Annotated in this window: 15 protein-coding genes and 1 pseudogene; 10 read left to right on the top strand and 6 right to left on the bottom strand. The window is 57.7% G+C overall.

The genetic code is table 11. The annotated features are described in order from the left end of the window. The first annotated feature begins 68 nt into the window (after positions 1-68). Positions 69-1,058 carry an alcohol dehydrogenase family protein gene (locus PMA3_RS10235; RefSeq protein WP_237140705.1) on the top strand — a complete coding sequence of 330 codons (990 nt, stop codon included), beginning with the start codon at positions 69-71 and terminating at the stop codon, positions 1,056-1,058. Then, on the top strand, positions 1,055-2,158 hold the full coding sequence (locus PMA3_RS10230) for a mandelate racemase/muconate lactonizing enzyme family protein (protein WP_064677028.1): 1,104 nt from the start codon (positions 1,055-1,057) through the stop codon (positions 2,156-2,158). Before PMA3_RS10235 ends, PMA3_RS10230 begins: the two co-directional genes overlap by 4 nt. A 119-nt stretch (positions 2,159-2,277) precedes the next feature. Here the strand turns inward: PMA3_RS10230 and PMA3_RS10225 are convergent, their stop codons facing one another. Further along, positions 2,278-3,195: an AraC family transcriptional regulator gene (locus PMA3_RS10225; RefSeq protein ID WP_064677027.1), complete on the bottom strand. Its 918-nt coding sequence runs from the start codon at positions 3,193-3,195 to the stop codon at positions 2,278-2,280. Positions 3,196-3,360: 165 nt separating this feature from the next. Between PMA3_RS10225 and PMA3_RS10220 the strand changes: the two are divergent. Beyond that, positions 3,361-3,729: pseudogene (locus tag PMA3_RS10220) on the top strand (alcohol dehydrogenase catalytic domain-containing protein); the annotation flags it as partial. 68 nt (positions 3,730-3,797) lie between these two features. Further along, on the top strand, positions 3,798-4,997 hold the full coding sequence (locus PMA3_RS10215; protein WP_064677026.1) for an MFS transporter: 1,200 nt from the start codon (positions 3,798-3,800) through the stop codon (positions 4,995-4,997). A gap of 214 nt (positions 4,998-5,211) precedes the next feature. On the opposite strand, the gene PMA3_RS10210 is transcribed toward PMA3_RS10215, so the two are convergent. From PMA3_RS10210 to PMA3_RS10200, 3 genes are all read right to left on the bottom strand, one after another. Beyond that, positions 5,212-5,592, bottom strand: coding sequence for a nuclear transport factor 2 family protein (locus PMA3_RS10210; RefSeq protein WP_064677025.1), 381 nt, complete (start codon positions 5,590-5,592; stop codon positions 5,212-5,214). 139 nt (positions 5,593-5,731) lie between these two features. Further along, positions 5,732-6,991: a cation:dicarboxylate symporter family transporter gene (locus PMA3_RS10205; protein ID WP_064677024.1), complete on the bottom strand. Its 1,260-nt coding sequence runs from the start codon at positions 6,989-6,991 to the stop codon at positions 5,732-5,734. Positions 6,992-7,103: 112 nt separating this feature from the next. Next, complete coding sequence (locus PMA3_RS10200) at positions 7,104-7,529, bottom strand: VOC family protein (protein WP_064677023.1); 426 nt, start codon at positions 7,527-7,529, stop codon at positions 7,104-7,106. A 204-nt stretch (positions 7,530-7,733) separates the two neighbouring features. Between PMA3_RS10200 and PMA3_RS10195 the strand changes: the two genes are divergently transcribed. Both PMA3_RS10195 and PMA3_RS10190 read left to right on the top strand, forming a co-directional pair. After that, positions 7,734-8,612 carry a LysR family transcriptional regulator gene (locus PMA3_RS10195; RefSeq protein WP_064677022.1) on the top strand — a complete coding sequence of 293 codons (879 nt, stop codon included), beginning with the start codon at positions 7,734-7,736 and terminating at the stop codon, positions 8,610-8,612. Positions 8,613-8,736: 124 nt separating this feature from the next. Further along, complete coding sequence (locus tag PMA3_RS10190) at positions 8,737-9,954, top strand: DUF3422 domain-containing protein (protein WP_064677021.1); 1,218 nt, start codon at positions 8,737-8,739, stop codon at positions 9,952-9,954. Between the two features lie 72 nt (positions 9,955-10,026). Here PMA3_RS10190 and PMA3_RS10185 read toward each other — a convergent pair whose 3' ends face one another. After that, positions 10,027-10,224 (bottom strand): hypothetical protein, encoded by a 198-nt coding sequence (locus tag PMA3_RS10185; protein ID WP_064677020.1) that lies wholly within the window; start codon positions 10,222-10,224, stop codon positions 10,027-10,029. 262 nt (positions 10,225-10,486) lie between these two features. Here PMA3_RS10185 and PMA3_RS10180 point away from each other — a divergent pair, with 262 nt between their 5' ends. Next, positions 10,487-10,765 carry a hypothetical protein gene (locus PMA3_RS10180; RefSeq protein ID WP_064677019.1) on the top strand — a complete coding sequence of 93 codons (279 nt, stop codon included), beginning with the start codon at positions 10,487-10,489 and terminating at the stop codon, positions 10,763-10,765. Here PMA3_RS10180 and PMA3_RS10175 read toward each other — a convergent pair. After that, positions 10,762-11,694 carry a LysR family transcriptional regulator gene (locus PMA3_RS10175; protein ID WP_064677018.1) on the bottom strand — a complete coding sequence of 311 codons (933 nt, stop codon included), beginning with the start codon at positions 11,692-11,694 and terminating at the stop codon, positions 10,762-10,764. The two genes, PMA3_RS10180 and PMA3_RS10175, sit on opposite strands and share 4 nt — an antisense overlap. Before the next feature lie 126 nt (positions 11,695-11,820). Here PMA3_RS10175 and PMA3_RS10170 point away from each other — a divergent pair, with 126 nt between their 5' ends. From PMA3_RS10170 to PMA3_RS10160, 3 genes are read left to right on the top strand one after another with little or no spacing between them, the layout of a single operon-like run. Beyond that, on the top strand, positions 11,821-13,116 hold the full coding sequence (locus PMA3_RS10170; RefSeq protein ID WP_064677017.1) for an MFS transporter: 1,296 nt from the start codon (positions 11,821-11,823) through the stop codon (positions 13,114-13,116). Positions 13,117-13,134: 18 nt separating this feature from the next. Continuing rightward, positions 13,135-14,319 (top strand): L-rhamnonate dehydratase, encoded by a 1,185-nt coding sequence (gene rhmD / locus PMA3_RS10165; protein ID WP_064677016.1) that lies wholly within the window; start codon positions 13,135-13,137, stop codon positions 14,317-14,319. A gap of 14 nt (positions 14,320-14,333) precedes the next feature. After that, positions 14,334-15,134, top strand: coding sequence for an aldolase/citrate lyase family protein (locus PMA3_RS10160; protein WP_064677015.1), 801 nt, complete (start codon positions 14,334-14,336; stop codon positions 15,132-15,134). Positions 15,135-15,145: the final 11 nt, after the last annotated feature.

Here is a 15,145-nt window from a genome sequence, read left to right as displayed (position 1 = left end):
GACTCGGTGGACTAGAGCAACTTGAATACCGGACTGATGTAGCCGTCCCCCAACCCAAGGACGGTGAAGTGCTGATTCAGGTACGTGCCTCTGCTGTCAATAATACGGATATCAACACGAGGATTGGTTGGTACTCCAAGTCGATTAGCAGCGATACCGGCTCCGGTGGTGCAGGCGGATTCGACAGCGTGAACGGCGATGATGCCTCCTGGTCAGGCGCCTCGTTGAAATTCCCACGCATTCAAGGTGCGGATTGCTGTGGTTACATCGTTGCCGTTGGCAAAGGTGTTGCAGCTTCACGCATCGGCGAACGCGTGATAGTAAGCAATCTGCTACGTACTTACGTCGACCATAGGCCCTATGAATGTTGGACATTTGGTAGCGAATGTGACGGCGGCTTTGCACAGTTTGCCGTTGCACCCTCGAAAGAAACACTCAAGGTTGAATGCGATTGGACAGATGCAGAGCTGGCATCGATACCTTGCGCATACTCAACTGCAGAAAACATGTTGCACAGAACGAAATTGGGTGTCGAGGTGGTGTTAATCACCGGCGCTTCGGGAGGCGTGGGATCTGCCGCCGTGCAACTTGCCAAGCGAAGGGGCGCGACGGTCATCGCGCAGTGTTCTGCCGCCAAAGCATCAGAGGTGCAAGCGCTGGGCGCCGATCGCATCCTTGATCGCAAAGCCGATTTTGTCTCGATCCTGGGCGAAAACTCTGTGGACGTGGTGGTCGACATCGTCGGGGGTGAGGACTGGCCAGATCTTTTACGGGTACTTCGTCTCGGGGGCCGGTATGCCATTGCGGGTGCAATTGCGGGCCCTATGGCAGAGATTGATCTTCGAACACTCTACCTCAAAGACCTCACTCTTTATGGCTGCACTTTTCAAGAGGACGAGGTTTTAACCAATGTCATCTCATATGTAGAGTCGGGTGAAATACGTCCCGTTGTGGCTAAAACCTATCCGCTAAATGAGATTCATCAAGCACAAGAGGACTTCTTGAGCAAGGCGCACCTGGGCAAATTGGTTTTAATCATTCCAGAGGTAAATCAATGAAAATTGCTAGCGTTCATATCTATACCTACGAATTACCCGTCCTTGACGGTCCATATACCATGGCCAATCAAGTCGTATATTCATTGACAACCACGTTGGTAAAACTCGTAGCGGATAACGGACTGTTTGGGTGGGGCGAGACGTGCCCTGTTGGCCCGACCTTCTCCGAGTCACATTCAGGAGGTGCGGTGGCGGCTTTGGCTGCAATGGCCAAAGGGCTCGTTGGCACTGAAGTGCTGCCTGTTCCTCTGCATCGACGCATGGATGGATTACTCAAAGGCCACAACTACGCCAAAGCAGCGATCGATATCGCCTTGCATGACCTGTTAGGGAAGCATCTGGGTCTCAGCGTTTCGGATCTCCTGGGCGGTGCCCTGGCAGATCGTATCCCCTCCTACTCTGTTGTTGGAATCAGTGATCCCGACGAATCAGCCCGCCTTGCTGTCGATAAGCGCAACCAAGGTTATCCCCGACTACAGATAAAGGTAGGTGGCAGACCAATCGAGGAAGATATCGCGGCCGTTCAAAAGGTGTGGGAAGCGGTAGGCGGCTCACGTACCAAGCTCGCCGTAGATGCAAATCGAGGCCTGAATACACGCGACGCCTTAAGGCTCTGCCGCGAATGTACAAACGTTCCTTTTATCCTTGAACAACCCTGCAACACCATCGAAGACTTCCAGAAAATCCGATCGCAGATTAGCCATGCGATGTACATGGACGAGAGTTGCACCACAATAAATACTGCAATCACTGTAGCGGGAACCGGCCTGGTCGATGGTTTCGGAATGAAGGTCACAGCGCTGGGTGGCTTGCATCCAATGCGGGCGTTCCGTGACATTTGTGCAGCACGAAACTTACCCCACACCTGTGATGACGCATGGGGCGGAGATCTCATTGCGGCCGCCTGCACTCACATCGGCGCGACCGTCGCTCCTGAACTGCTGGAAGGCGTCTGGATCGCGGCGCCAATGATCGACGGGAACTACGACCAAAAAAATGGAATACGGGTGGAAGACGGTTACATCAAACGCCCACAAGGAGTCGGCTTGGGCGTTGTGCCTGAAGAGGGCATTTTCGGTGAACCGGTGGCGTCCTTTTAAGTTCACAGCCTTACGCTTGGCGGCGGCGCCAAGCGTCACCTATCGAGCCTGATTACGTCCAGCGAGGACTCTCGTATTCCAACTTCAGCGTAAATTCCAAGAGAGGCTCGTTATGATATCTAGCCATGCCCTCGCAACGCCGCAATGTCTCGCTTGGGAGCGACGCCGAACAGACGGCTGTATTCACGACTGAACTGAGACGGGCTTTCATATCCGACCTTGAAAGCCGCACTGGATACGTCCTGGTGCTCATTGAGCATCAATCGCCTTGCCTCGTTCAGACGCAGCCATTTCTGGTACTGCAACGGGCTCATTGCGGTGAGTTGGCGAAAGTGGTGGTGAAAGGTCGGCGTGCTCATCTGCACACGGGCTGCAAGTTCATCGATGCGAAGTGCCGAGGTGTAATTCAACTTCAGCCAATCGATGGCTTTCGCGATCCGATAACCTTGGCCATCGACGGATGTTATTTGTCGAAGCCGGCTCGCCTGATCACTCTGCAAGAGACGGTAGTGAATCTCGCGCTGGATCAAGGGGGCCAGAACAGGGATGGACTCCGGCTCATCGAGCAGTGCCAATAAACGCTCGAATGACGCCAGCATCGCAGGAGTCACTGAACCAATCCCTACCCCCTTTGCAACGGATCGATCACGGGTTGGCGGCAAGTCACTTTGCGCTATCAGCTCAGCCAGCATGCGCAGATCGAGTTTCAACGTCAGCCCCACGCATGGCTGTTCCGGGCTTGCCGCCAGCACTTCTGAATTGGCAGGCAAGTCCAACGAGGTGATCAGAAATCGCGACCTGTCATACGGGTAGCCTTCGCCACCTACCCAGAGCTGCTTCTCACCCCGGGCGACGAGGATGATGCTTGGCTCGACCATGCAGACAGTGGGCGGTGCTGGATGTTCGCGCCTGAAGAAGCCGAGACCTGTAATGGCCGTCCCGTAATCACCGGGTTTCGAGACCTGCGCGCCGATGATCTGCGCAAGCTTTTCCTGTGGCGATGTCTGTTCAGAATCGGTGTTGGGAGTGTTCGTCATATTCGTCTGGTACCTCTTCGCTGAACTCTAACTCGCCAGCTCCCGAGCGTCCTGCAAAAAAGCAGAGACTCATAGAATCAGGCAAGTAATCCAGTGGAATGCACTACAGGAAGCCTTGGCCGACCGGGAAAATGTCCATCCTACAAATCCTTTGAGGTCTCTCCCATGCTGGTACAAGCCTATGGCGCTCACGCTGGCGACAAACCCCTTGAGCCGATGCAGATCAATCGCCGCACGCCGGCAGCCCATGATGTTCAGATCGATATCGCCTTCTGTGGCATCTGCCATTCGGATTTGCACCAAGTGCGCGCCGAGTGGGCAGGCACGCAATTTCCTTGTGTTCCTGGGCACGAAATTGTCGGTCGCGTATCGGCGGTGGGCGCACATGTAGCAGATTTCAAAGTCGGCGATCTGGTCGGTGTCGGCTGCGTCGTCGACAGCTGTAAACACTGTAACGACTGTGAGACAGGCCTGGAAAACTACTGCGACGAGATGGTCGGCACCTACAACTTCCCGACTTTTCGGTGCCCTGGCCGGGCATCTCCTCTCTCGTAGCCTCGTCCTCGGGGCTACGACGCTTCGCGCAATAAAGGATTCAAGCAATGACTGATCTTTCCCTCCCCGCGCCCCATAAATCATGGGGTGCCGTATTCGCCATGTCGCTCGCCGCCTTTGTGCTGGTGGCATCGGAGTTCATGCCCGTCAGCCTGCTGACCCCCATTGCCGCCGATCTGCATATCACCGAAGGACAAGCCGGCCAGGGCATTTCCGTTTCGGGGCTGTTTGCCTTATTCACCAGCCTTCTTATCCCTCTGGTGGCGGCGCGGGTAGACCGTAAACCGCTACTTCTTTCACTGACGCTGTTGATGATCCTTTCCGGAACAGTGGTCGCGTTCGCACCGAACTACGTTGTATTCATGATCGGGCGCGCACTGATCGGTGTTGCGATTGGTGGCTTCTGGTCACTGTCGGCGGCAACCGCCATGCGCCTTGTGCCTGATGACCAGGTCACACGCGCCATGGCAATCGTCAACGGCGGCAACGCTTTGGCGACTGTGATTGCAGCACCATTGGGCAGTTTTCTTGGCGCCCTGATTGGCTGGCGCGGTGCATTCCTGTGCGTCATCCCAGTCGCGATCGTCGCTTGTATATGGCTATTGTTTAGCCTTCCACGGATGGCAACGCAAAGCCGTTCAGGCACCGGCAACGTCTTCAAGTTGATGAAAAGCACGCCGATCGCGTTAGGCATGGTGGCGGTCAGTGTGTTTTTCATGGGCCAGTTCATGCTGTTTACCTATTTGCGCCCATTCCTTGAAACGGTCACGCACGTCAGTGTCTCCATGCTGTCATTGATGTTGCTCGTTCTGGGCCTGGCGGGACTTGCCGGAACCTTCCTGATTGAAGCGTTCTTGAAAAATGGCCTGTATCGAACCCTCATCGTCATCCCGATCCTGATGGCGGTCATTGCGCTGGCGCTCGTTTCATTCGGAAGCTCGGCGGCTACCACGACTGTCTTGCTTGCCCTATGGGGACTGGTTGCTACGGCAGCGCCCGTGGGATGGTGGACATGGCTGGCTAGAACCTTGCCTGACGAGGCCGAAGCAGGAGGCGGCTTAATGGTGGCGATCATCCAACTCGCTATCGCGTTTGGGGCGACCGTGGGTGGGCTGGTCTTTGACTCAAGCGGTTACCGAGCGACCTTCGAGTTGAGCGCAGCATTGCTGGGCGTGGCAGCGGTTCTAGCCTTCCTGGCGGCACGAGTAGCAATGCGGGAGTCTTCTGCATTGGCAAAAATGGCTTAAAAATACCCACAAGCAGCTCACGAAACGAACGGTGTAATCCAACTCTAGAATCAACGTCAGCCAATGGTTAAAAAGGCCCCTGCGGGTAATGCCAGGACTCGTTGGCATCGGAGCCATGCTCCGATCCCAACATTCATTTAACAGGGATCGAAGGATGCTCAACCTTGAAATTGGTGATAACCCTTGGCGATGACCTTCCAGGCACCTCGAGGGTTCAAGCGCTCGGGTGGGTGTGATAAATCTTGCTGACGATCGTCCACTGGCCATCTACCTTCAGCAGGTTGAAGAAGTCGGTAAAGCGAAAACCCGAAACGTTGTCAGTATCGACCCGCGCACTGGCGGCAGTGCCCACGATGTCGATGCTAACGATCGCGGCTCTGGCCTCCGGAGAGGGTCGGAAAGAGTTGTCGATGACGTCGTACAGGTTCTGGATCGCGCCGCCGACGAGCTTGTCGCCGTCGACCCCAAACAGTGTGGCCTGTTCGTTGAACGCGGGTTTCATCAAGGTGCTGTCAGCCTTGGCGCCACCTTCGTTGTACTGGCTAAGTACGTCGACGATCGCGTTGTATTCCTGGACGTAAGTTGGATTGCTCATGATGTATTCCTTATGTAGGAGAATCTCTCATTAGTTGAAGTTGGCCGTTGGCCAATCGGTATAGCCCTTGGCGCCTCCGCCGTAGTAACTTTCACGTGGCGCGATGGTAAGTTCCGCACCAAGACGCAGGCGCGCATAGCTATGCTTTTTGTACTGCCTGATTGACTCGTGACGGCTCAAGGTCCGCCCTCTCCCACTTGGCGATTACCAAGGGTGCGATGGCATTACCCAGCACGTTCAGCGTGGTGGTTCCGCTATCGATAATCCTGAAGATCCCCGCGATAAGCGCTACCCCTTCCAATGGAAGACCGGCAGACGCCAATGTGGCGGACAGGATAATGATGGCAAATCCAGGTACCCCGGCAGCGCCTTTGGAGGTCAGCACCATCGTGACCACCAGCAAAATCTGCTGCGACAGCGACAGATCGATACCATAGAGTTGTGCGACAAAAATCGTCGCTACGCCAAGAAAGATCGACGCACCATCCAGATTGAACGCATACCCCACCGGCACCACAAAACTGACGATACGGCGCGGAACGCCATAGCTCTCCAGCTTGCTCATCAGCTGTGGCATGACCGCTGCCGACGCGGCACTCGAGAACGCAAGAATCAGCTCATTTCGGAAGTACTTGATCAGCTTGAAGATGTTCTCGCCGATCAAATAGCAAATACCGCCGAGTACCACCAACGCAAAGACAATCAGTGCCAGGTAAACCACACCAATCAGCTTGAGCAAAGGCAATAGCGAGGCAAAGCCAAAGGTCGCAACGGTAGCGCCGATCATTCCAAATACACCTATCGGTGCGTACGCCATGACGATTGAAACGACTTTGAACATCGCATCGGAAATACCCTGAACCACCGCGACCACTGGCGCGCTCTTCTCCCTGGGCAGCGAGTTCAGCGCCATGCCGAATAACACTGCAAAGAACAACACCGACAGCAGCTTCGCTTCCGACATCGCCACGAAAACGTTATCCGGGACGATGTTCTGCACAATCACCAATGCCCCCTTCGAAGGTTCCATGGTGATGGATGCAGAGCTATGCGTAATGCCCGAAATATCGGTGCCCGTGCCAGGCTCGAAGATGTTTGCGAAACACAGTCCCATCACAATCGCCAGGCCGGTGATCGCAAAGAAATAGCCCAACGACTTTATGCCCATACGACCAAATGATTTGTTATCGCCGCCTCCTGCGATGCCCAGGATCATGCAACAGAACACGATCGGTACAACGACCATCTTCATCATCTTGATAAAGATATCGCCAAGCGGTTTCAGGATTTCTGCACTGACCCACGATTGATATTGCGGATGGGTATTGAAATACCAACCGACGAGCACGCCAAGCAACAGCCCGGCAATGATTTGCCACACCAGGGGAATACGTTTCATGTCTAGCCTTTTTGTTGGAATTAAAGGACTGCGTTAATTGGCAGTTGCTAGAGTCATGAGCTTCCAGCTCACTTGAGTTCAAATGGCACAACGCTGTTGTGCCACCCGTTTCTTATTTTGCGAAGAGCTGGCTCATATCCTTGAAGGCCTTGAATTCAAGCGCGTTACCGCAAGGGTCGAACAGAAACATGGTGGCTTGCTCGCCAACCTGTCCTTTGAAGCGAATGTAGGGTTCGATTACAAACTCAATGCCAAAGGACTTGAGGCGCTCGGCCAGCGCTTCCCATTGTTCCCAGCCCAAAATGATGCCGAAGTGCGGAACAGGTACGTTGTGGCCGTCGACGGGGTTGCTATGGACGCTTTCCTGGGAAGCGGTTTTTGGGTGTTCGTGAATAACCAGCTGGTGACCATAAAAATTGAAATCGACCCATTGGTCGCTGGAACGACCTTCTTCCAGGCCGAACACTTCGCCGTAAAAGGTGCGTGCGCCAGCAAGGTTGTAAACAGGGATTGCGAGGTGGAAAGGCGAGAGGCTCATCAGAACTCCAGTACATTTTTTTGTTGGTGAAGGACGGAGCATAAAAATGCTGGCCGTTAATTTTTCACGACGCTTCAAGTTCCGCGGTCCACCGACATCGGCCTGGAGGTTCGGGCTGTTGCCGGGGGATGGACACATCGTAGAGCGGCCCTAAAAACAAAAAAATCAATATAATTTTCTTAGAAACACAATTAATATTTGTGAATGATCAAAGAACTCAAAACACTCATCGCCGTTGCACGGGAAGGAACATTTGCCGCTGCCGGGAATAAAATCGGCCTCACCCAAGCAGCGGTGAGCGCCCAGATTCAGCGTCTGGAGGCTGAGCTCGGCTTCGAAATCTTCGACCGAAAGGGGCGCTCGGCCCACCTCAACAGAATGGGCCACCAAATACTCCTGCAAGCGCAAGAGCTGCTTCGCCTTTATGAAAACCTGGGTTCGACCACGGTCGGACTGCCTGCGAGCGTGCTGGTGAATATCGGTGCTATCGCTTCCGTGCAGCGATCCTTTTTACCGGACGCATTAGCCAGGTTTCACCAACAATGCCCGCAATGCCGCACCCGGGTAGTCCCAGGGCTATCGATGGAGTTGGTCAACCTCGTGGATGCCGGCGAAATCGACATGGCGGCAATCATTCGCCCGCCCTTCTCACTTCAAAGCGATCTGCGCTGGACGACCTTGGCGCTTGAGCCCTACCGCTTGATCGTGCCGTGTGACCTGCCGGGAGAAGATTGGTCGGAACTGCTTTCCAGCCAACCGTTCATTCGCTATGACCGATCATCATTCGGGGGCAGACAGGTGGATCGCTTCCTTCGGCAGATGCATTTCACCTTGCGTGAGGTTTGCGAGCTGGATGAACTGGAAGCCATCGTCAAGCTGGTTGAAAATGGTGTGGGGGTAGCGCTGGTGCCGCAGATAGCCACCCATCAGGAATGGCCCGCTGGTGTACGCGTGCTGGACCTGGGGCAGTACACCTTCCATCGTGATATCGGGCTCGTGCATCGGGCTCGGCAGAGTTTGACTGAGCCTGTAAGAACGTTGGCCCAACTTATCAGTGACCAGGTAAAGACCGGTTCTGAATAAAATTTATCAAGCAAAAAGAGCCATTGGCATCAGGCCAGAAAAAGTATCGATTCCTGCAAGTGACTCGTGAGTTCCCCCACCAGTCCCACTAACACCAGCAGTCGACCCACATGGCCTGAACAGCATGCATCCGCACAGACAAACCCTGCACAACGAACTGCACGCACGCCCTTCACTGTATTTCGACGAGCCGGCCCATGTGTTTCACATGGCCTTTCTCGGCACGGAACCGCAGTGCAATGCGCTGCTGGATCGCTGCTGCCCGGGGCCGATCGATCCGCATGCCGCCCAGGGCATCACTCGGCTCGATGGCCACGCGCTGAAATGGGAACGCCACGCCGAATTCTTCACCCTGACCCTGGTGGTCACTTCGTCCTGCGATGACTTGTCCTGGACATCGCTGCCCGAGGTGCTGGCGCAAAAGGTCGAAGGGCATCTGCCGCAGCTGATCAATTCGGTGCAGATCGTCGTGCGTGGCGAAGCCGGCCTGGACCTCGCCAGCTACGGTTTCAAGGATCCATGCGGTTCCTGCGTGGGCGGCGGCGACGCGGTGGTCTGGAGCGATTTTCGCCTCAGCGAGGACGGCAGCAACCGGCTGCTGTTCGTCAACCGGCGCCTCAACGCCTACCGCCAGGGACGGATGATCCGCCGCCTGCTGGAAATCGAGACGTACCGGATGATGGCCTCGCTGTCCTTGACCACGGCCAAGACCTTGAGCGCGCAACTCAACGTCTTTGACCAGACCCTGGTCACGCTGTCCGGACGCAATGCCGACGCCGACAGTGGCAACGCGAAGGCGCTGCTGGCGGACATCTCCAGCCTTTCGGCGCAGGTGGTCAGCTGTACTGCGAAAACCCGCCATCGCTTCAGCGCCACCCAGGCGTACGCCCAATTGGTATTCGAGCGCCTGGGCGAACTGCGGGAAAGTCATGTGGGGGATTGCCAGCGGTTGGGGGTGTTCATCGATCGCCGCTTCAAGCCCACCGTCAGGTACTGCACCGCCACCGAACAACGGCTGGAGCACCTGGCCAAAAGCGTGGCCAACCTGGGCGATCTGTTGCAGGCCCGGGTCCAGGTGGAAATGGAAGAGCAGAACTCGGAGATCCTCAAAAGCCTGAACGCCCGCGCCGATGCCCAGATCAAGATCCAGCGCGCGGTGGAGGGCCTGTCGATCATCGCCATCACCTACTACCTGCTGAGCCTGCTCAAGCTGGGCTATTCGGGGTTGCACCTGCTCGGCGTCGACGTGGCCCCACGGGAAGCCATGCTGGCCATGACGCCCCTGGCGATCGGCATCCTTGCGCTCATTGTGCTGCGTATCAAGAAAGTTAAAGGACACTGATACTGCAGATCGCAGTGTGCAAAGTGGGCCCTATTGGTGGCGGGGTAAGTTCGGCAGGAGCTTGCTCCGCGCCTACAGGGGGTCGGGATGCTCACTCGACACTGAGTTGCTGGCATCCACATTGGCCAGCTCTTCCTCGACAGGTGCTTCGTCGTCCGGTGGCAGCGGCACCTCGGGGTTGCGACTGGGATCAGGGCCGACTTCGTTATCCGTACCGCTCGTTACACCCTGCTGAGATATGTTTCCTGGCGCGTTTTTATCAATGTCCATGCCGGCTCTCCGTTCTGATGTGCGTGATGTATCCGCTTTAACATTAGAAGCGCGAGACACTGCAAGTGCGCAACTTTGGACGAACGGTATGTGATCATAAAACCCGGTGGCCAAAAATGGACTTATCTCTTTCAGGCAGGTTCGTTTGTGCTCGCCTGAATGGATCAGTCACCTTTAGTTCGGAACACACCTCTGCCTGCATAGGCAAGCAACTGGCAACACAGTGCTTGCGAATACATGTTCTCCACTAAGAGGATCAGACATGCATCCATCCTTTCAGCAGCACATCGATGAGCTCGGCGCCCTGCTCGTCCACTCCAATGAAGCATCCTTGGAGTTCTTCCGGCGCAATCGATTCAAGTCGCGCCGCGGTGCTCGCTTCCAGGTGGTGACCAAGAAGCTCGGCCTCTTCCATGTCATCGAGCGGCACACAGGCAAAACCTGGATCTTCCATCACTACCAGGAGGCCACGGATTTCGCCATCGAGCTCGAGGAACAGTCCAACCGTCGCGGGGGCGGGTCGCGGAGTACGACGAGCTAACGCCGCTTGCGCAGCAAATCGATGAACAGACCCAACTCTCGACTGATGTGCTCGCCCTTGCGTAGCAGCAATCCGAACGGCGCCAGTTGTACGTCGAGTTCTACCGGGAGCGCCACTACCAGGCCCATTTTCAGGTAGTCGCGCAACGCGGTTTCCGAGAGCACCATGATCGCGTCGGTCAGTTGAATCAACTGCTGCATCGAATACACCGAGCTGCATTCAATGATGTCCGCCGGCAACGGCAGGGCCAGGCGCTGCAACGCCTGGTCCAGACCAATCCGCGCCGGGCTGGTTTCCGGTTGCAGGATCCACGGCCAGCCGCTGACCAGTTCCGACAGTTCCAGTTTTTTGCGGCGGGCCAGGGGATGACCGGCGTGCACCACGACCAGCAGGCGTTCGTTGCCCAGCTGTTCGAAATCGTAATGTTCGCTGTCGGTGGCGGCATTGCGCCGGGCGATGGCCAGATCGATGCGGCCCTGCTCCAGCAACTGGATCACCTGATCGCTGGTGTCGCCCATGATGCGAATGCGCAGTTGCGGATTGAGCGCCTTGATTTCGGCAATCGAGTCCATCACCAGGTCCGGCGCGGCGCCCATGATGGTGCCGATGGAAAGGTAGCCGAAACCACCCTGCTGCCGTGCGATCAGGTCTTCGGCGCAACGATCGAGACCACTGATCGCTGACTCGGCGAAACGGATCAACTCACTGCCCAGCGCCGTTGGCCGCATCCCGCGCGGCAGGCGTTCGAACAGATCGCAGCCGAACATGTCCTCGATCTCATGCAGCATGCGGGTTGCCGCCGGCTGCGACATGCTCAGGGTCTGGGAGGCGCGGTGCAGGTTCTGACTGGTGCTCAGTGCCACCAGCATATGCAAATGCTTGTAGCGCAGGCGGTTGAGCAGGCTGCGGGAGATGGTCGGCGTGGGCATTGGCGAGCCTTCTTTATCGATACCTTCAGGGTATCAGTTGTAAGCTAAATTCGATTTGTAACGCATAGATCCGCGGTCGTACAGTCTTTCCCATAAGAACAAATGCCCTACCAAAGGAAAACTGCGATGAAGACTCTACCCGCGCCTCTGCTCGCCAAAATTTCCTGGCGGCTCCTCCCGTTTCTCCTGCTGATGTACATCATGGCCTTCCTCGACCGCGCCAACGTCGGGTTCGCCAAGCAAGCCTTTCAAGCCGACACCGGCATCAGTGACGCCGCCTTCGCCTTCGGCGCCGGGGTGTTCTTCGTCGGCTATGCGCTGCTCGAAGTGCCGAGCAACCTGATCCTGCACCGCGTCGGCGCCCGCCTGTGGATGTGCCGCATCATGGTCACCTGGGGCCTGGTGTCCGCGGCCATGGTTTTCGCCCACAACGAAACCACTTTCTACGTCCTGCGCTTCTTGCTGGGCGTGGCCGAAGCCGGCTTCTTCCCGGGCGTCATCCTTTACCTCACCTACTGGTTCCCCAACGCGGTGCGCGGCAAGGCCATGGGGTTCTTCTACTTCGGCGCGCCACTGGCGTTCATTTTCGGCAGCCCGCTGTCGGGCCTGCTCCTGGAAATGGATGGCTTCGCCGGTTTCCATGGCTGGCAATGGCTGTTTGCAGTGGAAGGTCTGATGGCGACGGCCGTGGGCATCTGGGCCTATTGGTACCTGGACAATCGCCCGGCTGACGCCAAGTGGCTGACCGCTGAAGAACGCTTGCAGATCAAGACCCTGCTCGACCAGGAAGACAGCCATAAACAAAATCACGGCCGCAGCCTGCTCAACGTGTTGTGCCAACCCTCGGTGCTGTACCTGTGCCTGATCTACCTGCTGATCCAGGCCAGCGTCTACGGCGTGGTGTTTTACCTGCCTACCCAGGTCGGCGGCTTGCTCGGCACCAAGGTCGGGTTGATGGTCGGACTGGTCACGGCGATTCCATGGATCTGCGCGATCGTCGCCGCCTACCTGATCCCCGGCTACAGCGACCGCACCGGCGAACGACGCCGCACGGCGTGCCTGACTTTGCTGATGTCGGCGGCCGGGATCGCCTGCTCGGTGACCTTCAGCAGCCCGTTCCTGGGCATCATCGCCCTGTGCTTCGCCGCCTCCGGCTTCATCGCCGTGCAACCGGTGTTCTGGACATTCCCCTCCAGCTACCTCGCCGGCAGCGCCGCGGCGGCCGGGATCGCCCTGATCAACTCGTTCGGTGCCCTTGGCGGTTTCATCGCCCCGGTGCTGAAGAACTGGGCCGAAGGCGCCTTCCATTCACCGGCCGCCGGTCTCTACCTGCTTTCCGCTACCACCGTCATCGCCGCGTTGCTGGTCCTGGGCATCCGCTCGCCCATTCCGAGCGCTGCCAAAAAACCGGCCACCATTTAATACCTGAGGAGTCACACCATGGGCATTCCAACCATTAAGCACGTCCGCGCCTTCACTCTGCGAGGCGGCGGCGCGGATTATCACGATCAGGCGGACGGCCACTGGATCGACGATCACATCGCCACGCCGATGAGCAAATACCCCGAGTACCGCCAGAGCCGCCGCACCTTCGGCATCAACGTGCTCGGGACCCTGGTGGTCGAGATCGAAGCCAGCGATGGCACCGTCGGTTTTGCCGTGACCACCGGTGGCGAACCGGCTGCCTACATCGTCGAGAAGCACCTGGCGCGTTTCCTGGAAGGCGCCAAAGTCACCGACATCGAGCGCATCTGGGATCAGATGTACCAGTCGACCCTGTATTACGGGCGCAAAGGCATCGTCATCAACACGATCTCCGGCGTCGACCTGGCGCTCTGGGACTTGCTCGGGAAGATCCGCCAGGAGCCCGTGCATCAGCTGCTCGGCGGTGCGGTGCGCGACGAATTGCAGTTCTATGCCACCGGCGCCCGTCCGGACCTGGCACAGAAAATGGGTTTCATCGGTGGCAAGATGCCGTTGCACCATGGCCCGGCCGAAGGTGAAGAAGGCCTGCGCAAGAACCTCGAAGAACTGGCGACCATGCGCGAGCGGGTCGGCCCGGACTTCTGGCTGATGCTCGATTGCTGGATGAGCCTGGACCTCAACTACGCCACCAAATTGGCGGTCGGTGCTCACGAACATGGCTTGAAGTGGATCGAAGAGGCGCTGCCGCCGGACGATTACTGGGGCTACGCGGCGCTGCGCAACAACGTGCCCAAAGGCATGCTGGTCACCACCGGCGAACACGAAGCGACCCGTTGGGGCTTCCGCATGCTGCTGGAGATGGGCTGCTGCGACATCATCCAGCCGGACGTCGGCTGGTGCGGCGGGATCACCGAACTGGTGAAGATTTCGGCGCTGGCCGACGCCCATAACGCACTGGTCATTCCCCACGGTTCTTCGGTGTACAGCTATCACTTTGTCGCCACCCGGCATAACAGCCCGTTCGCCGAATTCCTGATGATGGCGCCCAAGGCCGATGAAGTGGTGCCGATGTTCCACCCGCAACTGCTCGGCGAACCGGTGCCGGTGAACGGCCGCATGCGCCTGTCGGCGCTCGATCAGCCCGGCTTCGGCGTGACCCTGAACCCGGAATGCCAACTGCATCGGCCGTACAACCGCTGAGAAAGGACCCCGTCATGAACATGCCGCACAACGCTTTCAAAGCCGCGCTGAACAACCGCGCAACCCAGTATGGTATCTGGGCCGGATTCGCCACCGGCTACGCCGCCGAGATCGTCGCCACCACCGGTTACGACTGGATGCTGATCGACGGCGAACACGCGCCGAACACCGTGCCCGGCGTGCTCGCCCAATTGCAGGCGGTGGCGCCCTACTCCACCACCCCGGTGGTGCGGGCGGTGACCGGCGACGCCAACCTGATCAAGCAACTGCTGGACATCGGCGCGCAGACGCTGATGATCCCGATGGTCGAAACCGCCGAACAAGCCGCCACCCTGGTGCGCGCCATGCGCTACCCGCCCCACGGTATTCGCGGCGTCGGCGGCGGTCTGACCCGCGCCACGCGCTGGGATGCGGTGCCCGACTACCTCAACACTGCCCATGAGCAGTTGTGCCTGATCGTTCAGGTGGAATCGCGCTTGGGTGTTGAAAACGTCGAAGCGATTGCCGCCGTCGAAGGCGTCGACGCGGTATTCATCGGGCCGGCGGATTTGTCCATTGGCCTGGGCCATGCCGGCAATCCGGGTCATCCCGAGGTTCAAGAGCGCATCCAACATGCAGTGAAAGCGACCCTCGCGGCCGGCAAGGCCTGTGGAATCCTCGCGCCCAACGAAGAAGATGCGCGGCGCTATCAGGGCTGGGGCTGCCAGTTCATTGCGGTGGCCATCGACATCAGCCTGCTGCGCCAAAGCGCCACGGCCACCCTCGCGCGCTACCGCACACCCGCCACCGAGCAAGCGCCCTCGCGCACCTACTGATCAGCCCAGGA

This window comes from Pseudomonas silesiensis (assembly GCF_001661075.1).
Classification (GTDB): domain Bacteria; phylum Pseudomonadota; class Gammaproteobacteria; order Pseudomonadales; family Pseudomonadaceae; genus Aquipseudomonas; species Aquipseudomonas silesiensis.
This window is presented reverse-complemented; position numbering and strand designations above follow the sequence as displayed.

What these genes read in the sequence shown, in the direction of transcription:
- PMA3_RS10180 (WP_064677019.1), top strand. Translation starts at nt 10,487, where the DNA reads ATGCATCCATCCTTTCAGCAGCACATCGATGAGCTCGGCGCCCTGCTC.
- PMA3_RS10215 (WP_064677026.1), top strand. Translation starts at nt 3,798, where the DNA reads ATGACTGATCTTTCCCTCCCCGCGCCCCATAAATCATGGGGTGCCGTA.
- PMA3_RS10205 (WP_064677024.1), bottom strand. Translation starts at nt 6,991, where the DNA reads ATGAAACGTATTCCCCTGGTGTGGCAAATCATTGCCGGGCTGTTGCTT.
- PMA3_RS10210 (WP_064677025.1), bottom strand. Translation starts at nt 5,592, where the DNA reads ATGAGCAATCCAACTTACGTCCAGGAATACAACGCGATCGTCGACGTA.
- PMA3_RS10195 (WP_064677022.1), top strand. Translation starts at nt 7,734, where the DNA reads ATGATCAAAGAACTCAAAACACTCATCGCCGTTGCACGGGAAGGAACA.
- PMA3_RS10175 (WP_064677018.1), bottom strand. Translation starts at nt 11,694, where the DNA reads ATGCCCACGCCGACCATCTCCCGCAGCCTGCTCAACCGCCTGCGCTAC.
- PMA3_RS10225 (WP_064677027.1), bottom strand. Translation starts at nt 3,195, where the DNA reads ATGACGAACACTCCCAACACCGATTCTGAACAGACATCGCCACAGGAA.
- PMA3_RS10185 (WP_064677020.1), bottom strand. Translation starts at nt 10,224, where the DNA reads ATGGACATTGATAAAAACGCGCCAGGAAACATATCTCAGCAGGGTGTA.
- PMA3_RS10190 (WP_064677021.1), top strand. Translation starts at nt 8,737, where the DNA reads ATGCATCCGCACAGACAAACCCTGCACAACGAACTGCACGCACGCCCT.
- rhmD (WP_064677016.1), top strand. Translation starts at nt 13,135, where the DNA reads ATGGGCATTCCAACCATTAAGCACGTCCGCGCCTTCACTCTGCGAGGC.
- PMA3_RS10200 (WP_064677023.1), bottom strand. Translation starts at nt 7,529, where the DNA reads ATGAGCCTCTCGCCTTTCCACCTCGCAATCCCTGTTTACAACCTTGCT.
- PMA3_RS10160 (WP_064677015.1), top strand. Translation starts at nt 14,334, where the DNA reads ATGAACATGCCGCACAACGCTTTCAAAGCCGCGCTGAACAACCGCGCA.
- PMA3_RS10170 (WP_064677017.1), top strand. Translation starts at nt 11,821, where the DNA reads ATGAAGACTCTACCCGCGCCTCTGCTCGCCAAAATTTCCTGGCGGCTC.
- PMA3_RS10230 (WP_064677028.1), top strand. Translation starts at nt 1,055, where the DNA reads ATGAAAATTGCTAGCGTTCATATCTATACCTACGAATTACCCGTCCTT.